General features: G+C 68.1%; 7 protein-coding genes. 3 read left to right on the forward strand and 4 right to left on the reverse strand.

The features are described from left to right. Nucleotides 1–114 precede the first annotated feature (114 nt). Nucleotides 115–1,668 (forward strand): DUF4403 family protein, encoded by a 1,554-nt coding sequence (locus E2493_RS14370; protein WP_167737545.1) that lies wholly within the window; start codon nucleotides 115–117, stop codon nucleotides 1,666–1,668. 269 nt (nucleotides 1,669–1,937) lie between these two features. Here E2493_RS14370 and E2493_RS14375 read toward each other — a convergent pair whose 3' ends face one another. Both E2493_RS14375 and E2493_RS14380 read right to left on the reverse strand, forming a co-directional pair. Further along, entirely contained in the window at nucleotides 1,938–2,327 is a 390-nt protein-coding gene (locus E2493_RS14375) for an SEL1-like repeat protein (protein ID WP_135087985.1), read from the reverse strand. Between the two features lie 212 nt (nucleotides 2,328–2,539). Then, nucleotides 2,540–3,325 (reverse strand): metallophosphoesterase, encoded by a 786-nt coding sequence (locus E2493_RS14380; protein ID WP_225421492.1) that lies wholly within the window; start codon nucleotides 3,323–3,325, stop codon nucleotides 2,540–2,542. Between the two features lie 511 nt (nucleotides 3,326–3,836). Here E2493_RS14380 and E2493_RS14385 point away from each other — a divergent pair. Further along, on the forward strand, nucleotides 3,837–6,899 hold the full coding sequence (locus tag E2493_RS14385) for a TonB-dependent receptor (protein ID WP_318531705.1): 3,063 nt from the start codon (nucleotides 3,837–3,839) through the stop codon (nucleotides 6,897–6,899). Nucleotides 6,900–7,125: 226 nt separating this feature from the next. Here E2493_RS14385 and E2493_RS14390 read toward each other — a convergent pair whose 3' ends face one another. Then, on the reverse strand, nucleotides 7,126–7,581 hold the full coding sequence (locus tag E2493_RS14390; protein WP_135087991.1) for a hypothetical protein: 456 nt from the start codon (nucleotides 7,579–7,581) through the stop codon (nucleotides 7,126–7,128). Nucleotides 7,582–7,812: 231 nt separating this feature from the next. Then, the gene (locus E2493_RS14395) at nucleotides 7,813–10,113 is read right to left on the reverse strand and encodes a S8 family peptidase (protein ID WP_191993004.1); all 2,301 of its coding nucleotides are present in this window, start codon (nucleotides 10,111–10,113) and stop codon (nucleotides 7,813–7,815) included. 223 nt (nucleotides 10,114–10,336) lie between these two features. Here E2493_RS14395 and E2493_RS14405 point away from each other — a divergent pair, with 223 nt between their 5' ends. Next, nucleotides 10,337–11,920 (forward strand): MFS transporter, encoded by a 1,584-nt coding sequence (locus E2493_RS14405; RefSeq protein ID WP_225421493.1) that lies wholly within the window; start codon nucleotides 10,337–10,339, stop codon nucleotides 11,918–11,920. Nucleotides 11,921–11,932: the final 12 nt, after the last annotated feature.

The raw sequence follows: 11,932 nt of genomic DNA on the forward strand, positions 1-11,932 counted from the left end.
TGAATTCTGTTGATCCCGCCATTGCGCGTCCAGCGGCTTCGCAGCGTGGGCCGGCATGATCGCGCCGCTCGCCTGAGTGACGCCGTTTCAACCGTCGCACAGGAAAGGCCCGAGATGTACCGTGCGACGAGGATGAACTCGGCAACACCGTTGAGTTGGTGGAGTCCATTCGCCGCAACCCGGCTCCTGATGGTGCAGGTGCTTCTGGTTACCGGGTGCAGCCGCGAAGGCTCCACTGCGGCTCCGCCTCGCGACTATTCACCCGTCGAGATCGCCGAGCGGCAGTCCACGATCGTAGTTCCGGTCTCGACGTCGCTTGCGCGCGTTGAAGAGCGGCTGAACCAAGCGATTCCGAGTCGCCTGTTCTCTCTCGACCAGTCGTTCGATGCATGTCTGCCGGCGCAATACACGCAGCTCTGCATCGGCGTGACCTCCGGCGGCGTATGCCGGGGACGCTCGGTGAAAATCCAGATCACCCCCCCAATCGGCTGCCAGATCGCAGGTCACATCGACCGGGAACATATCCAGCTCTCTGGCGGTGGGAGCGTGATCAACCTCTCGGTGCCCGTCTCCCTTACCGCGGACGTAAGGGGGAAGGGTCCCGTGGGTCGACTTGTTGCCGAAGACGTCACCGGAAGCGTCACGATCACCGGATCGATCATCCCCACGATCGATCGGACCTGGGCGCCTCGCGCCGAGCTGTCGCTCGACGTAGAATGGCGGAACCGCATCGGAATCGATGTACTGGGACAGCGCATAACGCTCGCCCGAAGCGTTGATCCAATGATCGACAAGGCACTTCAGCGCGTAGCGGCCGAGGCGCCCGACGCGCTGAGGAGTCTGCGGCTCGCGCAGCGGATGCAGCGTGTCTGGACGCAACTTGGCCAGCCTATCCGGCTTTCGCAGGAGCCGTCGAGCTGGTTCCGGCTTACCCCCGCCGAGGTCGGATACTCGGGGCTCCACGTGTCCGACGGCAGGGCATCGACGACCATCACGATCAGCGGAAGAACGGCCACCTTCCTTGGCGGCGAGCCCCCAGCAACTGATCCGGGCGCCCTTCCGCCGCTCGCCCGCAGCTCCGCGTCGCCCGGATTTCGGCTCTTCCTGCCGATCCTGGCCAATTACAGCGTCATCTCCGCGGCCGCCGAAGACGCTTTGCGAGCGGGAAAGGCGCAAGTCTTGGACATCCCCGTCCTCGGGAAGTGCACCGTCACGTTCGGCAAGGTTGAAATCTACCAGACGCGCAATCGGAACCTCGCGATCGGGATCACCTTGAGCCTTTCGAACGATCGCGACTGGCGGGATCTCCGCGGCACCATATGGCTTACCGCGCGCCCCACGTTCGACAGCAAGAGCAGAACTCTCGGCGTGGATCGGATGCGCGTTTCCGCGGATACCAACAGTCCGGTGGCGGACCAGCTCGTGCGAGTGATCAACTTCCCTCCGTTGAACGAGTTGATCCGCTCCTCGCTTCGCTACGATCTGACCAGCGCCTGGGCTCAGGCGCTAAGCCAGGCGACCGCAGCCCTCAACAGGGATCTCGGCCACGGAATTCGTATGCGCGGCACCATCGAACGCGCGAGGCTGACGGAGACCTCATCGGCGCCGCGCGGGTACTATCTTGGCCTCGAAGCGGAAGGTACCGTAACAATCATACTGAGCGATTGAAGTCACGGACATCGCGCGAGCATCGAAGCACGTTCCGACACGTCGCGGCGTCGCCCGTCGACACGCAAACGTTAATTTCCTCGGCGGAACCCGACACCTGGCTGAAGGACCGTCAGCTGCCTAAATGTCCGCTAGCGGGAGCGCAGGCTCGGCGCTGGAACGGCCGGAATTGGCGCGAAGCTGCCGACGATTTCGAATGAGCAGCCGACGGCGGCAGCGACAGATAAGTGTGATGTCCCTGAAATACGCGGCTCCGAGCCGTCGCGACATCAGCTTCGATCAGGGGCGAGCCGGTGGAAGGTGCGCATGACCTCGTGGGGAAAGCGTGTCTTGAAGCTGCGCAGCTCCGCGCGAGCGTCGGGATCGAGTCTGGCAGCGTAGGCCAGGGCGGTTCGGTACCTGCGCATGTCGCCGCCGTTGCGATAGGTGATCGCCAGATTGTACGCCGAGAGCGCGTCCCCTCGCCGTGCTGCGCTTCTGAGCAGCCGAACCGCTTCTTCCTTGCTCACATAGTCGCTGAGCAGGTTGCAGGCGGGTGCGAACCCTCTTCGTGCCAGTTTGCGGATGATGATCGGCAGCGCATGACCGCTCGCGCGACCCTCGAGGATGTCGAGCGCACGCGCATAGCTGTTCCACATCCAGTCGGCATCCCGGTCCATGGTGCGCCTGATAGGCGCTGCCGCGATGTTTCCGGAAGGTCCGCAATCCACCCTCTCTGGCCGACCGCGGCGTGGCGTCGAGCGGTGGGTCCACGATCGGGACGCGACCTTCGCGCCTCGCCGGTGCCTGCCCCGGATCGCGACCCATTGCCGCCGGTCCCTACAGCAGGGAGGGAAGAGAGGCCGCAACGGGTGAACAGCGGACAAACGGCTCACGGCCCGGCCGCGGCGATCGCCGACAGATGAGTGGATCGGGGCGCCCCGATCCTGATCAGCCACCAATCGGGCGGAGCGCCCAGCCGTAGCGGGCTCGTTCCCGATCCGAGGCCGGCGGTCACGAGGACGACCCCGCCTCGGTCCTGCACGACTCCGCAGCGATATCGCGGGTCGTAGAGAGGTTTCCATTGCTGCTTCGGTCCCCGCGTCAGGAGCGGCCCGATCCACGGCAAGACGATCTGGCCGCAGTGCGTATGGCCCGCCATCACCAGGGGTAGGTCACCAGGCAGCTTTGGAGCCACGTCGGGCGAATGGGTCAGAACCAGTGGAATACCGCCGACGCGATTCCACGATGCAAGCGTCGCGCCGACGTCGTCATGGCCTGAGAAGGCGTCATCGATGCCCAGGATCGCGATCGGCCCGCGCCGAACCGCTTCGTTCCGGAGCATCGTCACGCCGGCACGGACCAGAGCGGCACGGACCGCAGTGGGCGAAGTCCAATGATCATGGTTGCCGAGGACTGCGATCACGCCCAGCCGCGCGGTCAGGCGGGACAAAGGTGCCTGCAGGCCGGCGACGCGCCGGGATGCACCAGCGACGTCGTGTCCAACCATGAAGTCTCCGGCCAGCAGCACCAGATCCGGTCGCGCCGCGTTCACCTCGCCGACGATCCGGTCCAGCCGCTCCGCGTCCATCGCGCGATTGCCGAAGTGAATGTCGGACAGCAGCGCGATCGTGAGCGGCGGCGCGTCGCCTGGCCACCCAGCGAGCCCCAGCGTCAATCGGCGCGCAACCGGGTCCGATCCTGCTTCCCGCAAGCCTGTCGCCATGAGCAGACCGGCAAGCAGAAGCAGCGTAAGGCTTGCGCCTTTCAGCCACCTCAAGGTCGGACGCACCTTCTCTCCATGGTCGCTCATTAGCCTTGATGGACATCAATGTCCGAGTCTCGTGGGGCGGGGCCGGGGGTGGCTTTTACTGCCTTCGTCCGCGCCGACGCTGCATCGGACCAGAAGAGCCACCCCCACGCCCTCCAGCACGTGCTGGATGGGGAGTCCGCAACGAGTCGCGATCCGTCTTCGGCGCCCGATCGACTTCGTCCGGCATTTGCCTGCGGCGCGCGGCGACTTGGCCGGGGCCGTCGGCTGTTGTCGTCGTGCAACATGAGAAAGAATTAGCGGCGCCCGGCTTTACGATCGCGAGGGTTGGTTGCACACCCGCAACGGGATGATCGGAAAAGGGGGCGCGCCTGGCAAAGGTAGCGACGGCCGTCCCGTGCACAGGGGAATGCTCGACATGAATCAACGCTTCGTCAACGCGCGGCTGCTCAGCGGCGCCGCCACCCTCGCGCTCGCGGTGCTCAGCACGCCCGCCCTCGCGCAGGCCGGCCCGGTTACCGAGGACCAGGCGAGTTCCGCCGATCAGACCGACGCGCCGACGACGGACCAGGCGACTCCCGCCGGCCAGACGCCTTCGGCCGGCGGAGCGGCCGAGCCCGAGATCGTCGTCACGGGCTCGCTGCTGCGCCGCGACCATGTCGAGACCGCTCTGCCGATCACGGTGATCACCAGCGAGTCGCTGGAGGCCGCCGGCATCACCAACACCGCCGACGCGGTCCGCCAGGCCGCGGCCGACGGCGCCGGCTCGATCGGCGTCGGCTTCACCAGCGGCTTCTCGGCGGGCGGCTCCGCCGTCTCGCTGCGCAACCTCGGCGTCTCGTCGACCCTGCTGCTGGTCAACGGCCTGCGCTCGGCCAATTTCCCGCTCAGCGACGACGGCCACAATTCCTACGCCGACCTGACCAGCATCCCGCAGGTCAACGTCGAGCGGATCGAGGTGCTGAAGGACGGCGCGTCGTCGCTCTACGGCGCCGACGCGATCGGCGGCGTGGTCAACATCATCACCCGCCGGGAATTCAACGGCCTCGAGGTCGGCGGCGAAGCCGGCGTCACCCAGAAAGGCGACGGCCAGAAATACCGGGTGAAGGCGCTCGCCGGCATCGGCGACTATGAGGGCCAAGGCTGGAATTTCTACCTCGGCGGCGAATACGAAAGGAACGGCAAGATCACCGCGGATTCGCGCGGCTTCCCGTTCAACACGCTCGACCTGCGCGCGATCGGCGGCACCGACAACAACCGCGCCGATGACACGCTGACGACGCCGACGCCGGATGCGGTGGTGACGCGGGTGCGCCAGACCGACCTCAACAACCCGCTGGCGGGCTCGGTCGCAAACGCGACCACGCCGGCGGTGTTCGTCTCGCTCACGCCGCTCTCGAATTGCCGCTTCGGCACCTTCTCCGAGAACACGTCGGCCCGCGTCGGCACGGCCTGCGCCCACGACCTGACCCGGGAATATGTCCAGATCCTGCCCCCGCAGGAGCGCTACGCCGGCGTCGCCCGGTTGAGCTACCGCCTCTCCGACACGATCGAGGGCTATGTCGAGGGCAGCTATTCGCACAACAAGGTCGACATCACGCTGCTGCCGCGCGGCATCCGCCAGAACCAGGCGTTCGGCGGCTCGCCGGCCACCTCGACCACCAACCCCGGCATCGTGCTGCCGGTCTATATCTGCTCGGCGGGGGTGAATTGCGCCACCGCGGCGGACCGCCAGCTCAACCCGAACAACCCGTTCGCGGCCGCCTTCGCCAACGATCCGGCGAACGGCGCGGCGCGCATCTATTATTCGTTCGGCGACGTGAAGGCGGGATCGGTCCGCATCAACGAGCTCTACCGCATCACCGGCGGTCTGCGCGGCACGATCGCCGACAGCTGGGACTGGCGGGTCGACGCCGGCTATTCGCGTGACGACCTGAAGCTGACCCAGACCGGCTTCGCCAATCTGGAAGGGCTGGTCCGGGCGATCAACACCGGATCGTACAACTTCAGGAATCCGAGCGCGAACCCGCAGTCGGTCCGGGATTCGGTGCTGCCGCCGATCACGTCGCTGTCGAACTCGAGCGAGCTGACCGTCGACGCCTCGATCGGCCACGCCCTGGTCGACCTGCCCGGCGGCCCGCTGCAGCTCGCCGTCGGCGGCCAGTATCGCAAGGAGAAGCTGACCAACCGCAGCGCCAATCCGGACCTCGCCGTCCCCGGCCTCTCGACCGCGCAGGCCTATGGCAATCGCGACGTCTGGGCGGCCTTCTTCGAGCTGAACGCTCCCGTCCTCGACATCCTCGAGCTCACCGCCTCGGGCCGCTACGACCATTATTCGGAAGGGTTCAGCCACTTCTCGCCCAAGGCCAGCTTCAAGTTCCAGCCGATCCGGCAGGTCTCGATCCGCGGATCCTATTCGGAGGGCTTCCGCGCCCCGACCTTCGCCGAGGCGAACCCGCTCAGCTCCTTCTCGGGCTTCGTCGGCTTCAATCCGGGCAACATCCCCGCGTTCCGGGCCGCCCACGCCGCCAACGCCGGCTATTTCGCCAATTATTCGATCGGCCGCGGCTTCGTCGGCAACCCGGACATCGAGCCGGAGACGGCGAAGAGCTATTCGCTCGGCGCAGTGTTCGAGCCGACCCGCTGGCTCACCTTCACCGCCGATTATTTCCACGTGAAGAAGGAGAATCTGATCGTCACCGGGCCTTTGGCCGGCGCGGCGATCGATGCTTATTATTCGGTGTCGGGCCAGACCTTCGCCTCGGCGGCGGCGGCCTCGGCGGCCGGCTGCGCCGCGGTCGCCGCGGTCGCCCCGGGCTATTCGTGCAACGTCATCGACGGCGCCGATCCTTCGGCGCTCAACGCGCTGCCGCGCCTGCTGGTGCTCAACGCGCCGTACGTCAACGCGAACTTCGACGTCGTGACGGGCCTGCAGTTCACCGCCGCGGCCAACGTGCCGATCACCGACGAGCTTCGCTGGCGGAGCCGCCTCGACCTTCAGGAGACCCTGAAGTTCGACCGTCACCTCGACACCGGCCAGGTGCAGCATTTCACCGGGACGGTCGGTCCGGCCGACCTTTCGTCGGGCGGCGGCACGCCGAAATGGCGCGGCAACTGGCAGAACACCCTCGACCTCGGCCAGTTCTCGCTGACCGCGACGACCTATTTCGTCGGCAAGATGAAGGGGGTCGCGGCCGACCAGGGCAATCTCGACACGTCGTGCACCGCGACGCTCTACAAGGACGCGAGCGGGGGCAACAGCTTCTGCAAGATCCGCCGCTTCCTCTACACCGACCTGAACGCGACGTTCGACGTGAACGAGAACTTCAGCTTCTACATGATGATCAACAACGTCACCAACGCGCGCGCGCCGCTCTACGCGAACGTGCTCTACACGACGCAGCCGAACTATCTGGCGTCCTGGCACATCCCCGGCCTGGTCGGCCGGACGTTCCGGGCCGGCGCCAACTTCCGCTTCTAAAGCGGCGGAACGGCCAAATGCGGGCGGCGCCGGCGGCGCCGCCCGTTTCGTTCATGCCCCTGGAGCGCGACGAGCCCTGCGTCGTCGGCGGCCGGAGATCTCGACACGACAGGCGAATGAGCGAATTGGAAGAAGAACGAACCCGTACCTCCCGCGCAGCGGGTTCGTTCCCCGACCCGATACGGACACGCCCAGCCGCCTGTGCGAAGACGGCGACGTGGAGCAGTCAGGGGGTCTTGAGCTTCATGAAGACGAGGGTGAACCTGGCAGGATCTTTCGCGTTCGGGCTGACCGACACGGTCATCTTGGAAGATGGGGCGCGTCGCTCGCTCGCATGGATGGTGCGGCGACCATTCAGAGTCTCGTCCTCATCGATCCGGTAACCCCTCTCGGTCAGAGCCGCGGAATAGAAGTTTCCGAGTGCCCTCACGTCAGCGGCAACGGTGACACCCAGGGCCATCCCACCCATCATCGATAGATCGACACGTGCCCCTGGATAGAGCGGCAGGCCGTAGGGAGCGGTTGCGCCGGAGGCATGTTCTCCAGTCTCAACACTGCGCAAGACCGCGCGGGCACCCTCGTCTGCAGGCTCTGGCGCGAAAGCGCTGCACAACGTCGCCGCGATGACCAGGCTTGCAAGCTTGTAAGACATGAGCCCCCTTCTCGAATAATCGTCGCCCATCTAGGCGCGCCCGGGACCAAGACACAACAGATCCCGAAGGTCCCTGACGAGCAGAAATCGAACGCGCGCGTCGATCCGACGGGAGCTAGTGTGACAATGCGCTCGATGCACTCCCGGGATCGCGGACCGAAGACGGCGCATGCCTGCCATGGCGCGCGATGCGGCCCCCTGGACGCCTGGAGCCAGCGGCGGACGCCTGCGGCGGCGTGAACCGAGGCCGCCCGTTCCTCGCTACCGCGTCAGCCGGAACCGGAGCGCGGCGCCGAAATCGTCCTGCATCGTCTCGATGTGGCCGGGCTCGCGGCGCAGGAAGGCGTTGAGGTCGAGCCAGCCGCCTCCCAGCCGGACGCCGTACGCCAGCTCGTAATCGATCTCGCGGCCGGTCGGGGCGAGATTGAAGAAGCGCCGGGCGGTGCGGGCGGTGCCCGTCGAATAATCGTAGGTCACCGGCAGATCGAGAGCGAAGCCGCCGCGTGCGACGCGGAGCGGCTGCATCAGCCGGAACGACAGGCTGTCACCGGGTGCGAACATCCCGCGCCGGGCGAGATCGACAGCGAAGGCGTCGGTCTGAAGGCGGCCGTCGCGCACCAGGGCGCCCTGGCCGGGCACCGACGTCCAGCCGCGCCGGTAGCTCGCGAAGGCGCTCCAGCCCCGGCCGAGATCGAGGCTCGCCGCGCCGTCGACGAAGGCGGTCGTCGTTCCGCCGATCGAGAAAGCGGGGGAGAAGCGCGCGCCGAGCAGGGTCGCTTCCTCGGTCAGCCGCGACGCGCCGAGGCTGAGCCGCGCCCGCCCCAGCCGGCGGTCGAGCGTCACCGTGCCGAGCGCATAGCCGGGCAGCTCCACCGTCGGACGAAAGCCGGGGTTGTAGGCCTTGCCGCGCTCGCCGGTCACGGTCAGCGCCACCGGCCCGAGGTCCTGGCGGACGCCGATGCTGGCGTTTGCGTCGGGATGGAAGCCGGCGCGGCTCATCGGATCGCGGGCGACGAGGAAGCCCGCCTCCCATGCGCCGGCGAGCTGCTGCTGCAGCGTTCGCCCGCTATGCGAGAAGCCGAACGCGGCCGTGGTCTTCGGCGTCAGCCGGCTGATCACGGTGCCGGCGATCGCCCGCGCCCTGCGGCGGTCGTCCGGGTCGAGCAGGGTCTGCGCGATTCCGACGGTCGGCGCGCCGGCCAAATCGTTGCGGACGGTGAGCGTCACCGAGATCGGGCCGGCCGCCGCGGCGGCGGTGCGGTAGGTGCCGCGGCCGCCGATCGCCTCGCGGAGCGGCTGCTCCTGCGGCATCCGCCGCAAAGTCCTGGCAAGATCGAGCGCATAGGCGCGCGAATAGCCGTCGAGGATGACCGCGCCGTCGCCGGGCTTCGCCGAGGCGTCGCCCATCGGGCCCGAGGTGATGCCGTTGTCGGTGATCGAGACGGCCATGCCCGTGCCGGCGAGCGTCGTCGTCCCCTGCGGCTGGAAGGCGCGGCCGATGTTGAGGATGCCGCGCCCGAAGATCGCATCGGTGCCGGGGACGCCGGCGTCGTCCGCCGTCTTGAGCAGCAGGTCGACGATCTGCGCGCCGGTCAGGTTCGGGAAGGCGCCGGCGACGAGCGCCGCCGCGCCGACGATCGTCGGCGCCGAGAAGGAGGTGCCGTTCGGGGTGACGTGCTGGCCGAACTGGTTGACCGTGGCGTTGCCGCGGCCGAGCGCCGCCAGATAATATTGCGCGCCGACGCCGGAGCCCGCCCGGTTCGAGAAGCTGCTGATGTTGCCGCCGACGTCGATCGCGCCGGCGATGATGAACAGGCCGCTCGCGCCATGGTCCTGGATGTTCTTGACCGCGAACGAATTGGGATCGGCGATGCCGGAATTGCCGGCCGACATGACGATGACGATGCCGGCGTTCACCGCCCGCTGGATCGCGCCGAAGATGTCCGGCGTCATGCCCTCCTCGTCGCCGAACGACATGTTGATGATCTTGGCGCCGTTGGTCCGGGCGAGATCGATCGCGGTCGGCAGCGCCGAATCGAGGAAGCAGTCGTTGCCCGGCTTGCAGCCGGCCGGATCGCCGACGTTCAGCGACAGGATCGTCGCCTCATAGGCGACGCCCTGCATGTAGAGGCCGTCGCGATTGGCGGCGATGACGCCGGAGACCATCGAGCCGTGCCCCTGCTGGTCGGTGATGCCGCGGCTGGCGGCGACGTCCTGGCTGGCCGGATCGATCCGCCCGGCGAACTCGGGCAGGGTCGGGTTGATCCCGGTGTCGACGACGGCGACCTTCACGCCCTTTCCGGTCGCGCCCGCCTCGTAGGCGGGAAGCGCCTTGGCCGTCGTGGCGGAGTTGGACGCAGCATATTCGGCATCGTTGAGCCCGCTCGAGGGCGGCGGCGGCGGCGGCGGCGGGGGTGGTGGTGGAGGCGGTGGCGGCGGAGCGGGCGGCGCCGGCGGGAGCGGGTTGACGCCGCCGCCGCCGCCGCCGCCGCCGCATCCGCTCAGCAACAGGCCGGCGGCGCAGACCGAAAGGACCAAGGCTGCCTTGACGGATCGTCTCACCGCGTCCCTCCCCTGCGCCGCACCGGCGTCCTGCTCCTGCTTCGACTCGCGCTGAGAGCGGGAGCGACGCGTCGCGGCTATCCTACCATCAACGCTCGGGAATTCCACGCCGGCGGCAGGGCGGCGGCGGGCACGGCCGGCGGGACGCTCCGCCCCCGCTTCCGCAACCGCGGCAAACCGGCTAGGCGGGGCCGGGGATCAGGTCAGCGGGCGGAGCAGGCAAGTGCAGTCGAGCATTCTCAAGGATCGGCGGGGCCTCTGGGCCTTCGTGCTCGGCGTCGCCGCCGTCACGGCCGGAGTCGTGCTCCACCTGCCGATGTTCCTGATGGCGCGCGACATGGGCTTCCGCCTCTCCGGGATGGAGATGGGAACGGACATGCTCCTCGGCATGGCGCTGATCGTCGCCGGCGTGGCGGTCGCGGCTTATGGGCTGCTGCCGCGCAACGTCGCGCAGCAGCTCAGCGCGGCCCAGGACATCGTCGTCTCGCCGCCCGAGGACGCCCCGCTCACCGGCGCGCACTGGCGGCTGATGGCGGTGCTCGTCATCGCTCTGGTCATCGACGTGATGAAGCCGGCGAGCCTCGGCTTCACCATCCCCGGCATGATCAGCGAATATCATGCCGACAAGGCGACCGCGTCGCTGCTGCCCTTCTTCGCTCTGGTCGGCACCGTGGTCGGCTCGGTGGTCTGGGGGGTGATCGCCGACATCTACGGCCGCAAGGCCTCGATCCTGCTCTCCGCGGTGATGTTCGTCGGCACCTCGATCTGCGGCGCGATGCCGTCGCTCGCCTGGAACGTCGGCATGTGCTTCATGATGGGCGCCGCCGCCGGCGGCATGCTGCCCGTCACCTACGCCCTGCTCGCCGAGATGATGCCGAGCAAGCATCGCGGCTGGAGCCTGGTGCTGGTCGGCGGCCTCGGCGCGGTCGGCGGCTATTTCGCGGCGAGCGGCTTCTCGGCCCTGCTGGTGCCGACCTACAGCTGGCGAATCCTGTGGCTGCTCAACCTCCCGACCGGGCTCAGCCTGGTGCTGCTCGGCGCGCTGATCCCGGAGAGCGCGAAGTTCCTGTTGGCGCGCGGGCGCCGCGAAGAGGCGCAGAGGATCATGCGCCGCTTCGGCTCCGAGGCGCGCGGCACCACCCAGGCCGAGACGGCGGCGCTGACCCGCGGCCGCGACGTGCCGCTGACCGGCAAGGCGTTTTTCGGCAAACTGGTGGCTCTGTGCCTCGCCGCTACCTGCTACGGCCTGATCAACTTCGGCCTGTTGCTCTGGCTGCCCGCCGATCTGGTCAGCCGCGGCTACAGCATGGAGGTGGCGAGCGGGCTGCTCGCCGCATCGGCGCTGATCGCCTTTCCGACCATCTTCGTCGCGGCCTACGCCTATACGAAGTGGAGCACCAAATGGTCGGTCGCCGGCTCGGTCGCGGTGACGCTGACCGGGCTGCTCGGCGTGTTCGCGCTCGAATTCCAGCTGATCGCCAGCCCGGTGCTTCCGGTCGCGCTGCTGATCGTCGGGACCAACGGCCTGATCGCGATGCTCCTGCCCTACACGGCCGAGAGCTTCCCGCTGCGCATCCGCGGCCGGACCACCGGCGCGGTCGCGGCGTGCAGCAAGGGCGGCGGCATGTTCGCGCAATTCCTCGCGATCCTCGCCTTGGTCCCGCCGCTCGCCCTGGTGGCGCTGATCATCCTGGTCCCGACGGCACTGGCGCTCGGCCTGATCGCGCGCTTCGGCAAGGAGACGCGCGGGCGCGACCTGCGCGACCTCGATCCCGACGGCCACACCTTCGCGGCGACCGGGGTGTAGGGCGGGCGCGCC

This window comes from Sphingomonas parva (ex Maeng et al. 2020) (genome assembly GCF_004564275.1).
GTDB classification, from domain to species: domain Bacteria; phylum Pseudomonadota; class Alphaproteobacteria; order Sphingomonadales; family Sphingomonadaceae; genus Allosphingosinicella; species Allosphingosinicella parva.